Below are 18746 nucleotides of genomic sequence, written 5' to 3'. Positions count from 1 at the left end.
GTTCAGTCCGCCTCGTTTTTTGCCTCTGCTGCCGGGTTAATCCGCGTCGACAGCCTTGATGGCATCCGCCACCACCAGCGCACCGGTATTCAAAATAAATTCTGCGGCACTCTTGATGTCGTTTTGCAAAGACTCACACGCCGCCACCGGATCGCGCGCCCTCAAGGCCTCGACCATTGCCGCATGGTGGCTGGCTTGCACCCGCTGAATCACCCGCTCAGTGCCCGAGCGCAGATCGTAATTGAGGATCGGCCCGATTCTTAGCCAAAGGGACTCAACAATCCGCAGCAGGATGGGCATGTCCGCCTGCTGATAAATAGCGAAATGCAGCTCTTTATTCAGCGCGATGAGTTGGGATTCATCCGGAGCGCTCTTGGCAAACTCCTTGCAAAAAGCCTCATGAATACCCTCTATCTCCTGCAGCGCCTGCGGGCTGACCAACTCCGCCGCCCGCGCCGCTGCCTGGCCTTCCAGATTCAAACGAATACTGGTGACCTCGCGAAACTGGCTGACCGTCAACACCGGCACCCGGATAAAGCGATTGGCCGACATCTCGAGCGCCTGCTCAGCCACCAACCGATGCACCGCCTCACGCACCGGCATCACACTCACGCCCAGCGCATCCGCAATGGACCTGAGCGACAGCTTCTCTCCGGGCATGACCCGGCCACTGATCAACAGATCACGAAGCTGAGAATAAACGTCCGCACTGAGAGTCTGGCGGACCATGGGCGACACGAGTTTGGATAGATTCATGGGCGGGGATTATAGGCGGATTGGGGCGTTGGGGGTAGGTTAAAACGGCATCTGTGATCACAGATTTGGATAGACGCTTGCAGAATACAGGAGTCGCTAGAAAGTCATCCGCAGATTACGGTGCAAACGATGTTCTGGATCAGAAGCTGATCCATGGGTTTTCTTTAGCCGAATTCGGGTTGTCTAAGGCCCTTGGGGACAGGCAGAAATCGGCCACAAGTACCCGGCTCACGCCTGCGCTTATATCCGGTGATGCTCCAGCAAGAAATCCACGAACAATCGTACTCGCGCCGGCATGGCCGCCCCACCGACGAACACCGCATGAATCGGTTCGCGGTCCCCGGGGTTCCAGGCTTCCAGCAGTGCAATCAAGTCGCCGCGCTGCAGGTCCTCGTTCACGCTGAACTCACCGATACGTGCAATGCCGGCACCTACTCGCGCGAATTGTGACAGCGCTTCACCACTGCTGCATTCGATGTTGCCGCTGACCTTTAGGGAGAACTCTTTTCCATCGCGGATAAACGGCCAGTTGGGCTCGGCACGCCGGAAGTTGAAGCGCAGGCAGTTGTGCTGCAACAGGTCTTCCGGCTCTTGGGGGATGCCGTGGCGCTGCAGGTAATCGGGCGATGCCACCACGACCTGGCCGGTGTCGCCGATCCTGCGCGCGGTCAGCGGGCTGTCGGGCAGGTGGCCAAAACGTATCGCGACGTCCGCCTGACCGCCAAGAATGTCGACCACTTCGTCGCCGAGGGTGAGGTCGACGACGATGTTCGGGTAACGGGCGCTGAATGCTGCAACCAAGGGAACGATGGCCAGCCGGCCATGGCCAAGGGCCGCACTGACCCGCAATCGCCCCCTGGGTACGCCTTGATCGGCGATGGCTTCTTCAACTTCATCCATGTCGGCCAGGATACGCCGGGCGCCGCGCAGGAACGCTTCGCCCTCGGCAGTGAAGGTGAGCGCTCGGGTGGTGCGCAACAGCAGGCGGGTGCCAAGGCGTTGCTCGGTACGCGCGATGATCCGACTGACTGCCGAGGGTGTCAGGCCCAGTGCACGCGCGGCGGCCGACAGGCTGCCTTCCTGCGCCACGGTGGTGAACACGCTCATTTCACCAGACCTGCCGTTGAAGTCCACTTGTGCCTCCTGCGCAAAGGTGATTGCCAAAAATGCCATCTACCGCTTGAAAAGACAGGATCGTAGCATTAGCGGCATAGATAAGGAGCCTTTCATGCGTATCAATCCACCCCTTGTAGCACTCGCCATCGGAGCCTTTGGCATCGGCGTCACAGAATTCGCCCCCATGGGCATGTTGCCGGGTATCGCTGCGGATCTGGGCGTTTCCATTCCTGCCGCCGGTTTGCTGGTCAGTGCGTATGCGCTGGGCGTATTGCTCGGCGCACCGCTGATGACCCTGACCACCGGCAAAATTCCCCGGCGCTATCTGCTGATCGGGCTCATGGCGATTTTCACCCTGGGTAATCTGATGTCAGCCCTGGCCACCGATTACTACAGCCTCATGATCGCCAGGGTGGTGACCTCACTCAACCATGGTGCATTTTTTGGTGTTGGCTCCATCGTCGCCGCCAGCGTGGTCGCTCCGGAAAAACGTGCCGGAGCGGTTGCGGCGATGTTCATGGGCCTGACCCTGGCAACCATCGGCGGTGTGCCGCTGGCCACCTGGTTTGGTGAGCTGTTCGGTTGGCGCACCGCGTTCTGGGGCATCACTGGCCTCGGCTTGTTGACCATGGCCGCGCTGTGGTTCGCCCTGCCTAACCTGAAGACGCCGCAAAGCGCCGGTGTCATGGCCGAAATTCGAGTACTGGGGCGCGGCCCGGTGCTGGGCGCCTTGGCCCTGACCGTCGTCGGATCGAGCGCAATGTTTACCGTCTTCACTTACATCGCGCCGATCCTCAGCAGCGAGACCCATGGTTCCACCGCCTACATCACCGCCATGCTGGTACTTTTTGGAGTGGGGTTGACGCTGGGCAATATGTGGGGCGGCAAGGCCGCCGACCGCTCGATAGATCGCACCTTGATCGTCTCGCTAAGCGTGCTGATTCTCGTCTTGCTGGCGTTCACCCTGCTGATGCGTTGGGAGGTGCCTGCTGCACTGGCCATCCTGATATGGGGTATCGCCAGCTTCGCCCTGGTGCCGCCGCTACAGATGCGCGTCATGGAAGCAGCCAAAGACGCGCCCAACCTTGCCTCTGCGGTGAACATTGGCGCCTTCAATTTTGGCAACGCGATAGGCGCAGCGCTGGGCGGAGCGGTGATCAATGCGGGCCTGGGTTATCCGGCGATTTCCCTGGCCGGAGCGGCCATGGCGGGTCTGGGGCTGCTGATGGTGTTGGCTTCTGTCTGGCGTTCCAGGATGGTTGAGGCGGCGGTGGTGTGAGGGGGATGAGGGGGATGAGGGGCGGCAAGTGGTAGAAATGCCGCCCTTGGCAAGTATTCTCGCCTAAAAGAGTGTCCGGTTTCATTAGACCACTACAGTTGTCTACGAGAAAGTTCGTATTGGGTCGACCGCAGCTATCGTGACTGACTGCTTTTGGCCGTTTTCTGCCTGCGGTGAGAGGCTGAAAACTACCCATAGCAGGCGTTCGTACAGGAGATGACAGATCCGCCTCCGCCGGGTGATTGCCCATGGAATCTAAGCGTCAGATTCTTTTTTTGCCAGCCCGATGGCTGTGGTCATATGCGGTACAGCGTAGGCCTTGTACCAATGATTCATTCCTGCAATAGCTTTTTGAGCTGGTGCCGTGTCGGCTGCTCCGACCAATTCCGCACAGGCCTGCGCCATGGAGACAAGAATGCGGGCTGCTTCAGGAACGTAGGGAAGGTTATTTCCAGCTTCATGACGCTCACGAATGATCTGGTAGCGAATGTTTTCCGGGAGCGTCCAAGCACTGATTAAAAACTCCTGAACGGAGTAATTGACGCCTTTGATTTCCACGGTCGCGGAGCGATGTTCTTCATTGAATCCTGCCGTCTCGATCTGCTCACAGCTATCGATGACAGTGTTCATCATTTCTCGTATTTGTTGCCAATCAGTTTTCATTCGAACTCCTTTTCATTGTTTTCTTTTAGCAGGATACGTTGAGAGTGTTTCTGTGGAGCGGTGAAAGACAGCTTCCGACCGATTGCGGCCTACGGTTTGTAACACCTATTTGGCTTGTAACACCCAACGCATGTGATGGATTAGAGGTGTGTAACGGCAATAAAACCCAAGAAATTCAATAGGTTAACGTTACTCGTAACACCTGTAACACCTGTAACACCTGTAACACGTCTTTTCGCACCCCCACACCCCGTGGATGATAACCCCCCAGCGAGCGAAATATTGCTAGGTATCGACTGAAGCAGAATTCGAAGGCAGGGTCGCCGAACGTCAGGATGGTTGAGGCGGCGGTGGTGTGAGGGGGATGTAAGCGATTGCAGCAGGCTGCAATGAAGCAGCCTGCTGCGTTGGGGCTCGTTCGTAGTTGATTGGAAGAACAGATACGCCTAAGCGCTTTCTTCCTCAACCTCAAAGACCTCGATGAGTTTCTGATTGTAGTCATCCAGATAACTCTGAAGCCCAATGCGGTCGATGAGCCTGACGCCTGCCATGTCGGCCAGTTCTTTTGCTGATATTGAGTAGTACGAGTTGGTGACTACCATCGCCTCGTCACATCCGTAGAACGCTTTTGCAGAAATAGCTTGTTGCACCGCCGAGTTACCCACAGTACCGGAATAATTCTTGGCCTGGATGACCATGTTTTTGCCAAACCGGTTGACGAAAAGATCGGCGCCTTGATCACCTGTCTTTTTGGTTTCTTTTACGTCGTAGCCAATGGTTCGGAAGATCTCGACCAGAAAGGCTTCGAATTGAAATCCATCCATAGCATCCACTAGGTACATAGTGATGAATTGGTTCGGATTGAAATGCTCAAGCTGGGAACCCAACCGCTCAACGAGAATGTCGTAATAGATATCCTCGCAGAGTTCCAGACTATTGAGTAAGGCCTGTAAAGGAAGGAGCGGTATACCAGGTGTCGAGGCAGCCTGAGGATTGAATTGGACATTAGGAAAGACAACTTTATTTTCCCAAAGGTAGTAGTAGAACAAGGCCAAGTCAGACCTGAATGTCGTTCCGGCCTCTTCAATCCAGGAGCGCAAAGTATCTGCAAGATTGGCTCGAATATGACGAGACAACTCTCTCGCGAACCCTCGGTAGGTAGAATTAAACGCAGTCGTTTGCAGCAGTTTGTCCAAAAGAGAAGGCAAGCCTTCAAGCTCGTCAAAGCCTTTGCGAACCAACACCTCCCTGAACAGGTCTAGCTGGGTGTATTCGCCCGATTGTTTTGCCTCATCACTCCCTCTCCTTTGACGAGTGGTGTGGATGAAGTTTGTGAAATAGGGCTGCTTCAGCTCCGAGTATTTTCTCAACACATTACTCAGAAGCTCGTTGAGCTGGGCTTGCTCCTTTTTTTTACCGAGAAAGTCTTTTATCAGCCCTTTGGACCGATATTGGAAGTCCGGATAAAACGAAGGATCCAGCGGAGTAAGGTGCCATGCATCAAGCTCTGAAGACGGCGAAACCTCAGAATTCAAGCAACCTGAGCATGAAGTCTCAAAGGTTGTCTTACTGCATCCATTGCATCGGTAAATCATCGCGCCCATCCCTTTGCTGAGTCATCTCATCGCGCGGCCCGCGCTTAATTTTGCAGGCGAAGATAGCTTAGTGCCAGCATGTCGTCCATGAGAGTGCTCAAGGCAGCGGGCAAATCAGGAAAGTCATGGTTGAGCAATACGTACTTCATGATTGCAAACGAGTTGTACTTTACGCACCTCCACCAGCCACTCTCAGCAGCTACAGCAGACGTAAATCCTGCGCGCATTATCTAAATAGCTGCAAACTCAACTCTCCGCCAAAAGTTACATGTACCAACAAGAGTTTTAGCAGCCATGATTCTAATAAGCCAATGACAAGTCTCTTGGGATCGAAAGCTCCATTGGCGGAGGCAGCTTTCAGCTAGTAGCGGCTTGTGTCAATAACCGGTAACTGGTGTAAAGCCAGGTGCGCAGCTTGCGCTTGGAGTATCGGTAAGTCATGATCGATGATGTTATGGCCAAGTACGAAATTGGCGCCCAACCCCAAGCTATCTAGCGCCTCAAGGGCAGAGGATAAATCCTTGTCGACCTTACGCTCAAACTCTTCTTCCGTGTCGGTACGCAAGGCGCCAACCATAAAAATGCGGTCAGGTTGATTGGCTTTGCCGGGGACGACCTCCAGGTCAATGATCAGGCTTTTGGGTTGGGGCGATGAAAGCATCCTAAGAGCATCCTTGCAAAAAAACTACTGGGCTTGAGGCACTTTAACGGCAAATGCCCAGCGCAGATAGGTTAGCGAGAGCGCGGTGAGGTGCTGAGAGGCAAGTAAGCTAATGATATAGAGACCTAGGTGTGGTGATCTGATGCGTATCGGGCCGATGTTTCATGACTAAACCGTATGGAAATTTGCAGCCTGAGTGAGGAAATGTCTAATCCGAGTAGACGACTATTTTGGCCAGAGGCAACCTGCCATATCTGCAACCAACCGGAGAAACTATGAAGCTGTTTGATGATTCAGAAATGGGATATTCAGCTAAACCTTTACATTGAAGGCAAACTCATGATGACCCACGTCACCACACCCCTTCTCATAACTGAGGTGTGAGGGTTACCAACAAAGTACTCATTGTTTATCGGTATTTCCTGGCCATTAAAACGGTTCATCGCTTTGAGCGATGAAAGACTTACTATCCGAATTCGACATAAGATATTCACTGAAAAATCTTACAATCCAATAAATCAAACATACCCCCACACAAAGAATTGGATAGATTACACACTTGGCCATCGTCTAGATTTACTGACATCCAGAACAAAAATATCAAGAAGGCCGCTCAACTGCCGTGGCAAACTCGCTTGGATACTTAACTTTAATTCTTCTGCGGTTGCAACACCTGAATTCTTTCGACCTGCTATTAGCTCGTCACCACCAAACCAAAGAACAATGTAAATCCCCTGCTGCTCCGCATCTGGATGAATTGAGTATCGATCATGAAGTTGATCTTGCGCAGCAGTGTATAGCTCTGCATGCCATTGACCTTTGACCTCAGTAACTAGAAGCTTTCTTTTACCATCAATAATTTTTGCTGCCGTAAAATCACTCCGCTTACTTTCTTTCAATTGATGTTCCTGCGTAATTATCACACCCAGAGATTCAAGTCGAATGCTAAGACGTTCAGCAATCACCTCGGAGCACTTTATTTCACCTAACCGTTTTTCCTTATCATAAAATCGATCTCCCGAATTAAACTCACCACCATTAATTGCACCCTGTAGAACATGAAGCTCATCAATGATAAATTGCCGCAACCCTTCCACAGTAACAATGGAGTCGGTGTCTAGCAGACTTACAATATCCCTAGGGAATGGTGCTTCATAATCTCTGAGTGATTGCCTTCTAAATTGCGCACTATGAATACTACTTAAATCCCTGCGGACCCCTTCATATCTACAATCTGCAAGAAGATCCTGAATAACAGGAATGGCTTCATCTGCCTCCAACGAACTCAAACTCCACACTAACTCCTGTATAAAACGATATGCATTCTCTTCCTTCGGGCTATCGTTCCCCCATTGATTATTCAACTCCACCTCAGGCCAGCTACTGATAAACGCATCAAGAACAGCCTTAACTTTTACAGCAGTTAAGCTTGGCCACGACGAATTACTATTCCGAAGTTTTCCTGAGCGCTCATAAAAAGCAAAAATATTTTCAGCATCAACCTGCAACCAGTCCCACTGAGGCTTCGAGATATCATCATTGAAATAAAAATCAGCAAGAAACCAGAATAAACGTTTCTGTTTTAAATCCTCACAATTCGCCACATCAGAACTTAGCGCTATTAATTCAGAGCATCGTTTCATAATAATAGCTTTCAATGAATCACGATCAGCGTACTGAACAGCGATGTCAAACAAAGCACAATCAGTATCGAGCTTTAATTCTTCAAAACGAGTCAACCACTCAATAGACAGCTTTGAGCGCAACTGGGAAAAAGCTTCATCTCCGCGCAGAAGCCAAACATCTGGATTATTACACCCAGGAATGGCAAGCTGAGTCTCAACATAAGCTCTAATAAAATCTTCCGCACCGCCATCTTCAGCAAAAATAAGTCTATCTATCTCACGCTTAATAGCTTTGTTCTCATCATCGCTCACAGATCTATAGTGAACATTAATACTAGCTCTAACTGACTTTAATAGTCGTAGATCTATACACTCCAGACTTTGTTGCTCCCGCATAATTTCCAGGCAGGCTGCAAACAATATCCGTACAGCGCCTGATCCTTTAGAGGCGCAGGACAGTTCTGCAAGCGTTTGCAGCTCTGGTATGTGCGGCGCTATAAAATCGATACAATTTCTCAATGCATTCAGCGCAATTGTTTTATCGCCAAATTCTTCTTCGACTCCATTCGTTTCCATTAACGTAAGAACGGCTAACCTCTCCAAGCTTCTCCAGTGCGAACCAGATTCAATCAGCTGTCTGTTTTCTCTAACGTATTGCGCATTTTTTTCTCGAATAATTTTTCGCTTATATTTACTCCTATTTATCTTTCTTCTAAGATTAGCTGGCAAACCATTTAACTTATCGAGCTCCGAGGCTGACCTATTAACTTTGACCCACTGGTGCATGAACTCTGGTTTCGCAAGCGCTTGGCCACGTAAGTAGCACCGTAAGTCATCAGGCCCTCGGGCATTACTAGACTGATGCTTCTGGTGTGACGGAATGCAAGTCGACCATAAAATCGGATTCCCTAACTCAAAAGCAAGATCCGCTAAAAACTTTTTATCCTCACGAAACAGCATCAAACCTGAATGAGAGTGAAACTCAAACTTATGTATTTTTGTTTTGAATATTTCCTCTCTATCCGTCAAATTTCCGAATGCGACGGCAATAATCCCTTGTCGCAAATTTATATCTTGCTGTAGAATTTCAACTGCTTTGCTTTGACTTGCAACTATTTGATTGTGATAGTTTAAGTTTTCAACCCACCTCCAAACCCTTACCGGATCATGCGGCGGGGCGACGACATCAAAATAACGATCCAACAAATAGCCCATGATTTTACTTGTACCAATCTTACACTTGCACTCGTAGACTTCTTTCGCACAAGTGCAGACAAGATCTAAACAGAGCTCATCGAGAAGCCACCCAACTACTTCGCACTCTAAACATACAATTAGTTGCTTCACAAAAAAACGAGACTCTATAATACGATCATAACGATTATATTCTTCCGGATAAAGACTCGCACAAGCGCGAAGAAAATCAAAAATTAATGCCCGCTCACTCGCCTTGGAATATGCATACTTCATGAACTCTGCAGCTACTCGCAAGGAAGTATGAGTAGCCTCATCAATCAAAACCATCAAATCGGGTTTGTGATTACGACCAGCAATCGCAATTAAACACTTACTTGCCAGAAACCGTGCGCTCTCAGACTCCCTGGAAGCCAACAGTATACTCACCAACTCACCTTCAAACTCTTTGGTTTCTTTTGAACCAACTAACAACTCTAAAATAAGATCACGAAGATGCCCTTCACCTCCTGATACTAAAATAGATCTAACTTCGTCAACAACATCTCTTGTGAAAAATCCAGCAACGCTGAAACGCCTACCAAAGTCACCTCTTCGAAAATAAGGATCTATTATTTCAATTTCTTTTAGCTTGCGAATCAACAATCTTTTTGAAGATGGTTCCAGCTGTGACGGATCACCGTTTGCCAGCACGGCATATGGATCCAACTGGATTACTGCTGCCTGGACATCTCTAGTGCCCAGCGCAGCCATCCACCCAATAAGGCCGCGCAGTTCATCTCGAACGATAGAGTTAGGTGCAATAACAGGCAGACATTTTGTTAATGTGAGAAAGTCTCTTGAATCCCGAATGCGATTCGTCAAATAGCTTGCAGCGCAGTACTCAACAACCACTTTGTGAACTGGGCGATGTTGATCCGACAAGTCTCCAGGCTTGAATAGTCTCGTTGCTAAAATATCTCCACAGTATTCATACTTACTGGAAAGCGAACCCATAAATGGGTAAATACGGCTCTCACTTGCTTCATTCTTAGTTACGCCATCAGATCCACACAGGAGCAATTTGGCAAATATTTCAGATCCAAAATCCACTCTTTCAACAACAGAGAGTGAATTAGGCTTACTTGCGATCTTAGGATTCACCTCCCTTGATAAGCGCTCTACTGCAAGGGAGAAGATAGATCTTTTATTTTCAAAGTGCCTGCCACTTTCTACGTATGCATCTGCGAAAAGTTTTAGAAATTGAGGATTCGGAAGAAGTGACTCTAGATCAAACCTTGATACTTCATTCCGAAAATTTTTAAAATGTTCACCCGGCACATGCTGATCAAATATAGACTTTTGTTCATTTTTATCGAATTCACATAACCGAACTACGAGAGGACACTGTCTAAAAAAGTCCGTAAACGCCTGAGTCGACGAGGTGCCCCACTCGCTTGATCGGCTCGAAATGACTACATGCTTCGCATGAGACTTTGTCGCGTTGGCAAGTAGCCTATGGATACCGGTCTGATCGATCTTAGCTAGCTCATCAAAAGCATCTATGACTAGAGAGGAATTATTTGTATCGCCCCCCAAGTGGCTGAAAACGTTAGCAGTGACACATGCCACTTCTAGTCGCTGCGCAAGGCTTTCCAGCAATGATGACTTACCTCCACCGGGCTCAGACAGAACGATCACGTAGTCTGAAGCGAGGAGCAGCTCCTCCTCCGTATATGTTCTATTACCATCTGTGAGCTTGCGAGGTAAATAGTAAGCCGGACTCATTTTGGCGGACTCATTCCATTGAAATGCATAATGCGTTCTAGCGACCCGTAGGTGGAGATTCAAAACGCTTTGCCCTGATCATAACCGCGAGATTACGGCATTTTCCAGGATCTATGAGAGATGCAGCGCGATCTGACAGGATATAGCACTCGAAATATGGAGAAGATAAACCCTATTCGTATGGAGTTCCAACATCGACTATGAGTCATTTTCAGCCCGCCAGATCCTGTCGCAACGAATCTATGCCTGCTCGCTTTGCGATTGCCGCTTCTGGCCAACAGCAGGTTTAAGATATTCGATAGTACCAATCCAAGAACCAATTTCATGTAACACCCCCCTCCCCCGTAACACTTCATCCTGAGTACGATCAAGGCTGAGGAAACCAATAAAAATCACTTAAAATCAGATAGTTATAAAATTGAAACACCTGTAACACACGCAACACTGCCTTTCAGAGAGCCCCCCTTAGCCCCCTAGTCGATGGTCCCTCCAGCGATAGAAGCTGGTGCGTCAAACGTGACTGGGCCCCTGGGACTTATTGCTAGGTACGGGGCAGGAAACCCGCACGAAATCGTTAGTGGCTGGATTCCAGAGTTAGTTGACCACACTTGACTGGTTGACCCAGTTGACTCAGCAGCGTGTTGATTACCAGCAATACAGCCCGTAACCACTAAAGGCCCGATTCCCATCACCCTTCAGTCGACACACTTTCACCTTACCGACACACACGCCCCCCTGAGGGTCTAGCAGTTCCAAATCTATAGTGCATATGCACAGGTGAACTGCAGTTAACCCAGTTCACCAGTTCACCAGTTCACTAAGCTGTGACCCCTTTCACTAACGTAATCCCGCGGGTTTCCTGCCCCGTACCTGTTTTAAATCCTCAGGGTCCCCAGCGGATTAATCAGCATCAAATGAAAGACTCACACTCCCCCCAGTAGAACGTGTTAGTCCACAATCAAGGGCTTCGCTGTGGGCGCATTTCGCTCATACCACCAAAAGGCGGATAGCCACTCACTGCCGGTTTGGTACGTTTCACTCAGTATGAAACGATTGATCGTGTAGGCCTATTCCATGGCTAATAGATGCAGTAGTGCTAGGAGCGTGTAACCCGTGAAACAGGTACAAACCAACGCCTAGAGCTCCTGCATTTCAGGGATCTTCAGGTGAACACCCTGTTGTTACCAGTCTATTGATCGGCGGTGTGACGCGAGTTTATGGTGTAGCAAACGAGCTGGCCGCACCCCAGCAGGGAGGGAGCGGAGCGTGCTTAGGCGCTAGCTGCGAGCGCAGTTCTAGCCGTAGGACAGGGGCAAGGGGATAGACGATCTGAGCGAGGAGGATGCCTGAACCATATATCAAAACTACTTTCATGCTCAGCGTCACAAAACTCTCACGCTGGTACGCTGCTGGTACGAGATAAGCGATCACAGGATTGGTGGTCGTAAAGCCTTGAAAAGTATGGTGTCCCAGGGCAGGTTCGAACTGCCAACCTTCCCCTTAGGAGGGGGATGCTCTATCCAATTGAGCTACTGAGACAAACGTTTGCACCACACGCTGATGGCGTGGCGCAGAGGACGGCGTGCATGTTAACGGGCATGCCTTTGTTTGTCATGTCGTCCGTGGGCTTTTTGCGTGTCAGGGCGGGCGCTACAGGTGGGGGGCTTTATCGCGCCAGCGCTGGGCAGGTCAGGCGGTGGGGAGTTTGTCTTCGAATATGCTCAGCAGTTCGGCCAAAAATGCGTTCACGACATCGTGTTGGCGCGTGGAGTGGCGGACGGCGACGTGGAAACCCACTTCGTAGCGCAATTGTTCGGGGTTTAGGGGGTGCAATTGCCCCAGTACTTCATGTTTGGCTGCGTAGTGCTGTGGGAGAAATCCTAGATGTTGGCCCGACAAGATCAGTAATGCGGCGCCGTCCATGCTGTCGGTGAGTGCGGTCAGGCGGTCGATGGAGGTGGGCGCTGGCATTTCCGGTAGCGGGTGGCTGGGCCAGACCCAGTCGTATTCACGCACGTCGTCGCTGCTGAGTGCGCCAACCTGGTCAAACAGTGCGTGGGTGGGGCCGCAATAGGCGATCTGGGTTTCTTGAAACAACGAGAAGTAGTCGATGTTGGGCAGTCGCCGCCAGAAATAGCCGATGGCCAGGTCGAGGTGGCCGTTGATGAGTTTCTCTTCCAAAAACGATGAAGAGAGTTCGGTGAAGTGAAAGTGCAGCCCTTCATGTTCGGAGCGCAATCGGGCGATGGCCAGGGCGATTTTTTTGTTGGCCACCGGGTCGATTTGGCCCAATAGGCCGATGTTGACGTTGCCGGTGATTTTGCGATTGATGTGCTGGACTTCAATGCGAAACCCTTCTGCGGCAGCCATTAGTCGGCGCGCAGCGTCGAGAAACTGTTGGCCTTTGGCCGTGATCGAAAACCCCGCCCGCCCCCGCTCACAAAGGCGAAACCCCAACCGGGCTTCCAGGGTAGCCAATTGCGCACTGATGGTGGGTTGCGTGGTGTTGAGCGCCGTTTGTGCCGCAGAGATGCCGCCCGCCTCGACCACGGCGAGAAACACGCGGATCAGGCGCAGATCCAGTTCCGATACAGTGCCTAGCATAGGGGCTCCCGCCTAATGGGTTACATAGACAACTATCTATGTAAACAGTTGATCTTCGCTATTTAACAGCCCGGGATGGCCCCCTACATTGCAAAGGGCCGGTACTGAGATGCCTTGATGGCGAGCAATGATAGGTCGTGTTTTGGTGCAGTGACCACAACGTTTTCGACGACCTTATCGCCGGCTTTTGGAGCTCCAACTGATTGGGATATCGAGCAAAGAAGCCGTCCACACGTACTGACTGCTTCCCCCATAAAAACAATGATCACCCTCGATTCCATGTCAAAGGAGAATCGTATGTCAAAGTCCAGTAGGCCTGCGCGCGCTGTGGTGGCGAGTGATGGGCTGGCCATCGAAGGCCATTCAATCGATTACATTCCAGAGAACGAACGCCACGCCAAACTCAGCAGCCAGGGCCCGTTCTGGTTTTTGGGCAACTTTCATTTCTTCACTATTTCTATCGGTTTTGTCGGCCCAAGCCTTGGGCTGTCAGCGTTATGGACGATGGTGGCGGGTGCGCTGGGCATTATGCTCGGCACCATTTTCATGGCCTTCCATGGTTCCCAAGGGCCTGAGATGGGCCTGCCGCAAATGATTCAGTCGCGGGCGCAGTTTGGCTACCGTGGGGTAATTTTGGCGTTGGTGGCGACGATGTTCGTGTTCGTCGGTTTCAACGTGGTCAATATTTCGCTGATTATCAACGGCCTCAAGCACGTGTTCGGGCTCAACCCGACCGTAGTAGCCTGCGGGGTCGTGCTGATCGGCGCCCTGCTGTCGATCTTTGGCCATGACCTGATGCACAAGGCGTTCAAGTGGGCGTTATTGGCCACGCTGCCGCTGTATACGCTGGTGACCATCGCGTTGATGATGGGCGTAGGCCACAGTGATGTCGCGGCGACTGCACCCGACCTCGGCTTTAACTGGGTCGCGTTTGCCACGCTGTTTGCCATTGGTGCCAGCTACAACATTTCTTACGCGCCGTATGTGTCTGACTATTCTCGCTACCTGCCAAAAAATACCAGCCGGACCAAACTGATCGCGGCGGTGTTCCTGGGCGCGTCGTTGTCGGGCGGGTGGATGATCGGCCTGGGGGCCTGGTTGTCGCAGCAGTTGCAGGCACACGATGCGCTGGTGGCGCTGAATCAGGTCGGCTCTTCGATGATCCCGGGCCTGGGGCATGTGCTGGTGCTGGTGTCGGTTTTGGGCTTTCTCCCGATCATCGCGCTCAATACCTACAGCGCCATGTTGACGCTGCTGACCGGTATCGACTCGATCAAAAAAATCACGCCGACGCCCAACGCCCGCGTGGTGTCGATTTTCGCCATCAGCCTGATCGTGCTGACGTGTGTGCTGTCGATTAAAGGCGACGGTGTCGCGCTGCTGAACACTTTCCTGGTGGTGCTGCTGTATTTTCTGGTGCCCTGGACGGCGGTCAATCTGGTGGATTACTTCTTTGTGCGAAAAGGCCGCTATGCCATTGCGCATTTCTTTACGCCTAAAGGTATCTACGGCGCCTGGCAATTTCGCGGGATCGTTTCTTACCTGCTGGGGTTCGCCGCCATGGTGCCGTTTTTCTACATCGTTGACGCCACCAGTAATCAAGAGATTTTTGTAGGCCCGCTGGCGAGCCTGTTGAGCGGCGTGGACATTGCCTGGCTCGTGGGCCTGGTGGTTTCTGGCCTGGTGTATTACCTGCTCAGCCGTTCGCTTGATCTTGAGTACGAACGCCGGGTGATTGCGTCGATGACCGAAAGCGACTTCGTTGCAATGTCTCGTGCGCCAACAGACACATGAGCCGTGAAGGTGCGCCAACGCCTGCCCGAGCAAAGGCCAGACAAAAGGAATTCAGTGAATTGAACAGAGCGACCCATGTCGTCGTTGCGTGCTGCCAAGTAGCACCCAAGATCGGCGACCTTGCCTACAACCGCACGCTCACCGAGCGGGCAATCCGCACCGCTGCCTCCCGTGGGGCTCAGGTGGTGGTGCTGCCCGAGTTGGTGCAAAGCGGCTACGTATTCGCCGACCGTGATGAAGCGCTGGCGTTGGCCGAGTCAATCGAGGGGCCGGCCATCACTTTATGGAAAGCCCTGGCCCTGGAGCTGAACCTGGTTATCGTGGCTGGTTTCTGCGAGCGTCTGGACAATGGCGGGCTGGCCAACAGTGCCGCGATGCTGGATGTGCATGGGGTTCGCGCGGTGTATCGCAAGGCGCATCTGTGGGACGAAGAAAACACAATTTTCAGTGCAGGACACTCGCCGCCTCCCGTGGTGGAAACCGCGTTCGGGCGGATCGGCATGATGATCTGTTACGACCTGGAGTTCCCTGAGTGGGTACGGCTGCCCGCATTGGCCGGGGCACAGTTACTCTGCGCGCCGGTCAATTGGCCCGATGGCCCACGACCGGACAAAGAGCGCCCCGCCGAAGTGATACGGGTTCAGGCCAATGCCTCGGTCAATCGTATGTTTGTCGCAGCGTGTGATCGCCATGGCCATGAGCGCGGGGTGGGCTGGGTGCAAGGGTCAGTGATCGTCGATGCCGATGGTTATCCGCTGAGTGGCCCGACGGAGTTGGCAGGCGAGCAGATGTTGCTGGCCACGCTGAACCTTGCGCAAGCTAACAACAAGCGCATCAGCAACCTGAACGATCTGCATGGCGATCGTCGCCCGCGCCTGTATAGCAGCGCAGCGCTTTAGCAGGCTTCGCAAGGGCGTTCGGCACGGGCTGTGCCGAGGGTGGGACGCCGAAAAATCAGCCGTTTCGTACGACGCTTCGCTTTCAATCAGGTGAAACTTCCGAGAAAATCCCATTCGCTTGCGCCAGTCCAGTTCGGGGCATAGTCTCGGCCCATCGCTGTCTTTCAGCGGTCGGGTTTAGTCGCCCGGCTTGCAAACTTGGCGCAAGGCGCCACCTCCGCGAGGCGCTTTTTTACGGCCTGCGTTTTATGGTGGCCGTGCGCAGGGCACTTTCGAGTGCGCCGGTTTCCAAGTTTGCCGGTCGACTAACCTGCGTACGGCTGCCTCCCCCTCGTTTAGTCGCGATTAAGGGCTGCCCCCTAAACTTGGAGTGCCCCATGAAAAAGAGTGTCCCCGATCCCCCCGCCCTTCCCTTGCATGACGCTGCTCAGTGCGATGCAGTATCGTTGGACCGTGCGGCTGCCGAGCGCGCGCTGGATTTTTATCTGCTCGAGCCTAAGCCTCCACGGCACGTGGATCAGGCCACGTATGCCATCCCCGACAGTGTCAATTTAGAAGCGGCTTTGGCCCAGGCGTCAGACTTGTTGCGCTGCGCGGGAGCTTCGGCGAGTGAGGCCGGGAATGGGCTGAGCGGCCATGCACGCAGTTTGGTGTTGTCGAGCATGCACTTGGTGGAGCTGGCCAAGGCGTATGTCGATAAGTCGCTGGATGGTTTGACGACGCACTAGAGCAGTACGTGCCTGGGTGCAAGCAGGCACGTTTTTCAAGATTAAGAGCTCGCGAGGCAAGCTCGCTCCTGCCGTTAAAAAATCGTATACAGGTTGTCACGTAACGGTGCACTCACTGGGTGCAACGTTGAGCAGCGTGCATCAAAAAGTAACAGGCATTTTACTGCGCACACTACCGGCAATTTGATGGCTTTTACGGCATCGCTCCCTTCTGTCTTTACGACACACTAAAAAATAGTCTTATTTTTCAGTTAATTAAATACACAACTCAGATGCAGGCAGCCCATTTGCCGATCCAGTGCTGTTGGCTGGCATGAATCTCGCTATGACCTAAACGACACTTGTATACAAAACCACAAGAAACTAAGTACACGTTGTTTAGTGGCTTGCACCCTAAATGCAGGCATAACGCGGACTTCATCACCAGTGATTCCAACCTGTCCTGACGCAGGCTTGGGGTCAGGAGCTTGCCCAGAATGCGCACAAGACTCTCCAGCACTATCGCTCTGGATTTACCCTCTTCCGTTTCAGCCGCCCAGCCGACCGTGGACAGTGCGTCCTCAAGCTTTGCGCTGAGCCCTCGCTTGCATAACAACGATCTGGCGCCGACCAAGGCCGAAGGCCGCCGTTGGGGCCGCTACAGCATTTTTGCGCTGTGGACCAATGATGTGCACAACATTGCCAATTATTCGTTCGCCATCGGTTTGTATGCACTGGGGCTGAATGGCTGGCAGATTCTGCTCTCGCTGGGTATCGGTGCCGCGCTGGTGTTTATGTTCATGAACCTGTCGGGCTATATGGGCCAGCGCACCGGGGTGCCGTTTCCGGTGATCAGCCGTATCAGTTTCGGTGTGCATGGGGCGCAGATTCCGGCATTGATTCGTGCCGTTATCGCGATTGCCTGGTTCGGGATTCAGACGTATTTGGCGTCGGTGGTGTTACGCGTGTTACTGGTAGCAGTGCATCCCGGTTTCGCCGCGTTTGACCATGATTCGATCCTGGGGCTGTCGAGCCTGGGCTGGGTGTGTTTTGTGGCCATCTGGCTGGTGCAGTTGGTCATTCTGGCGTACGGCATGGAGATGGTCCGCCGTTATGAGGCGTTTGCCGGGCCGGTGATTCTGCTGACGGTGATCAGCCTGGCGGCGTGGATGTACTTTCAGGCCAACGGCACGATTGCCTGGTCCAACCGCGTGCCGCTGAGTACTGCCGAAGTGTGGCGCAATGTGTTTGCCGGCGGGGCACTGTGGCTCGCGATCTACGGCACGCTGATTTTGAATTTCAGCGATTTTTCCCGCTCCTCGCCGTGCTGCAAAACCATCAAGGTCGGTAATTTCTGGGGTTTGCCGGTGAATATTCTGGTGTTCGCCGGGATCACCGTGCTGCTGTGCGGCGCTCAATTTCAAATCAATGGGCAGATTATCGAAAGCCCGACGCAAATCATTGCCTCAATTCCCAACACCTTTTTTCTGGTGATGGGCTGCCTGGCGTTTCTGATTGTGACGGTGGCGGTGAATATCATGGCCAACTTTGTCGCCCCGGCGTTTGTGCTGAGCAACCTGGCACCCAAGCACCTGACCTTCCGCCGCGCCGGGCTGATCAGCGCCACCCTCGCGGTGCTGATATTGCCGTGGAACCTCTATAACAGCCCGCTGGTGATTGTGTATTTCCTGTCAGGCCTGGGCGCCCTGCTCGGCCCGCTGTACGGGGTGATCATGGTGGATTACTGGCTGTTGCGAAAAGGCCAGATCGATGTGCCCGCGCTGTACAGCGAAGACCCACGCGGCGCTTATTTTTACTCGCGCGGGGTCAATATGCGCGCGGTAGCGGCCTTTATTCCCGCGGCGCTGATCGCCATCGTGCTGGCGCTGGTGCCGGGCTTTCATGAGGTGTCGCCGTTCTCCTGGCTGATTGGTGCGGGCATCGCGGCGCTGTTGTACCTGATTTTTGCCAAGCGCCAGGCGCAGTACGCCAGTGTCAGCGGCGAGTCGATTGCGGTTGATAACGTCAGCCATTGATTGTTCTGCGGCCCGCCTATGCCGGGCCGTGTTTTTACTTTTTTGTAGCA

11 protein-coding genes, 1 tRNA gene and 1 pseudogene are annotated in these 18746 nt (G+C 52.5%); 5 read left to right on the top strand and 8 right to left on the bottom strand.

Going from position 1 to position 18746, the window contains the following annotated elements; translation table 11 throughout:
- Window positions 1-36: 36 nt before the first annotated feature.
- Window positions 37-729 (bottom strand): GntR family transcriptional regulator, encoded by a 693-nt coding sequence (locus tag NTD86_RS24150; protein ID WP_262205892.1) that lies wholly within the window; start codon window positions 727-729, stop codon window positions 37-39.
- Between the two features lie 267 nt (window positions 730-996).
- A complete protein-coding gene (locus NTD86_RS24145; RefSeq protein ID WP_262205917.1) occupies window positions 997-1890 on the bottom strand; it encodes a LysR family transcriptional regulator in 894 nt (297 codons plus the stop codon).
- A 94-nt stretch (window positions 1891-1984) separates the two neighbouring features.
- Here NTD86_RS24145 and NTD86_RS24140 point away from each other — a divergent pair, with 94 nt between their 5' ends.
- Complete coding sequence (locus NTD86_RS24140) at window positions 1985-3151, top strand: MFS transporter (RefSeq protein WP_262205891.1); 1167 nt, start codon at window positions 1985-1987, stop codon at window positions 3149-3151.
- A gap of 255 nt (window positions 3152-3406) precedes the next feature.
- Here NTD86_RS24140 and NTD86_RS24135 read toward each other — a convergent pair whose 3' ends face one another.
- From NTD86_RS24135 to NTD86_RS24110, 6 genes and pseudogenes are all read right to left on the bottom strand, one after another.
- Window positions 3407-3814: a hypothetical protein gene (locus tag NTD86_RS24135; protein ID WP_262205890.1), complete on the bottom strand. Its 408-nt coding sequence runs from the start codon at window positions 3812-3814 to the stop codon at window positions 3407-3409.
- 446 nt (window positions 3815-4260) lie between these two features.
- Window positions 4261-5409 (bottom strand): restriction endonuclease, encoded by a 1149-nt coding sequence (locus tag NTD86_RS24130; RefSeq protein ID WP_262205916.1) that lies wholly within the window; start codon window positions 5407-5409, stop codon window positions 4261-4263.
- A 367-nt stretch (window positions 5410-5776) separates the two neighbouring features.
- Window positions 5777-6070 (bottom strand): annotated as a pseudogene (locus tag NTD86_RS24125) (hypothetical protein); the annotation flags it as partial.
- A 551-nt stretch (window positions 6071-6621) separates the two neighbouring features.
- Entirely contained in the window at window positions 6622-10656 is a 4035-nt protein-coding gene (locus NTD86_RS24120) for a hypothetical protein (RefSeq protein ID WP_262205888.1), read from the bottom strand.
- A gap of 1462 nt (window positions 10657-12118) precedes the next feature.
- A tRNA-Arg gene (locus NTD86_RS24115) sits at window positions 12119-12195 on the bottom strand.
- 150 nt (window positions 12196-12345) lie between these two features.
- Complete coding sequence (locus NTD86_RS24110) at window positions 12346-13260, bottom strand: LysR family transcriptional regulator (RefSeq protein ID WP_262205887.1); 915 nt, start codon at window positions 13258-13260, stop codon at window positions 12346-12348.
- Between the two features lie 297 nt (window positions 13261-13557).
- Between NTD86_RS24110 and NTD86_RS24105 the strand changes: the two genes are divergently transcribed.
- The 4 genes from NTD86_RS24105 to NTD86_RS24090 all read left to right on the top strand — a co-directional run bounded on the left by NTD86_RS24105 (window position 13558) and on the right by NTD86_RS24090 (window position 18696).
- A complete protein-coding gene (locus NTD86_RS24105) occupies window positions 13558-15054 on the top strand; it encodes a purine-cytosine permease family protein (protein ID WP_262205886.1) in 1497 nt (498 codons plus the stop codon).
- A gap of 59 nt (window positions 15055-15113) precedes the next feature.
- Window positions 15114-15953, top strand: coding sequence for a nitrilase family protein (locus NTD86_RS24100; RefSeq protein ID WP_262205885.1), 840 nt, complete (start codon window positions 15114-15116; stop codon window positions 15951-15953).
- A 377-nt stretch (window positions 15954-16330) separates the two neighbouring features.
- The gene (locus NTD86_RS24095) at window positions 16331-16681 is read left to right on the top strand and encodes a DUF6124 family protein (protein WP_262205884.1); all 351 of its coding nucleotides are present in this window, start codon (window positions 16331-16333) and stop codon (window positions 16679-16681) included.
- Between the two features lie 476 nt (window positions 16682-17157).
- Window positions 17158-18696, top strand: coding sequence for an NCS1 family nucleobase:cation symporter-1 (locus NTD86_RS24090; RefSeq protein WP_262205883.1), 1539 nt, complete (start codon window positions 17158-17160; stop codon window positions 18694-18696).
- Window positions 18697-18746 lie beyond the last annotated feature (50 nt).

Source organism: Pseudomonas sp. 7P_10.2_Bac1 (genome assembly GCF_025465935.1).
Classification (GTDB): Bacteria; Pseudomonadota; Gammaproteobacteria; order Pseudomonadales; family Pseudomonadaceae; genus Aquipseudomonas.
The sequence above is the reverse complement of the archived record's forward strand: the minus strand, read 5'-3'. Positions and strand labels throughout refer to the sequence as shown.

Excerpts from the sequence above, each read along its gene's own strand:
- NTD86_RS24150 (WP_262205892.1), bottom strand. The coding sequence starts at position 729 with ATGGTCCGCCAGACTCTCAGTGCGGACGTTTATTCTCAGCTTCGTGAT.
- NTD86_RS24140 (WP_262205891.1), top strand. The coding sequence starts at position 1,985 with ATGCGTATCAATCCACCCCTTGTAGCACTCGCCATCGGAGCCTTTGGC.
- NTD86_RS24135 (WP_262205890.1), bottom strand. The coding sequence starts at position 3,814 with ATGAAAACTGATTGGCAACAAATACGAGAAATGATGAACACTGTCATC.
- NTD86_RS24130 (WP_262205916.1), bottom strand. The coding sequence starts at position 5,409 with ATGATTTACCGATGCAATGGATGCAGTAAGACAACCTTTGAGACTTCA.
- NTD86_RS24120 (WP_262205888.1), bottom strand. The coding sequence starts at position 10,656 with ATGAGTCCGGCTTACTATTTACCTCGCAAGCTCACAGATGGTAATAGA.
- NTD86_RS24110 (WP_262205887.1), bottom strand. The coding sequence starts at position 13,260 with ATGCTAGGCACTGTATCGGAACTGGATCTGCGCCTGATCCGCGTGTTT.
- NTD86_RS24105 (WP_262205886.1), top strand. The coding sequence starts at position 13,558 with ATGTCAAAGTCCAGTAGGCCTGCGCGCGCTGTGGTGGCGAGTGATGGG.
- NTD86_RS24095 (WP_262205884.1), top strand. The coding sequence starts at position 16,331 with ATGAAAAAGAGTGTCCCCGATCCCCCCGCCCTTCCCTTGCATGACGCT.
- NTD86_RS24090 (WP_262205883.1), top strand. The coding sequence starts at position 17,158 with ATGCGCACAAGACTCTCCAGCACTATCGCTCTGGATTTACCCTCTTCC.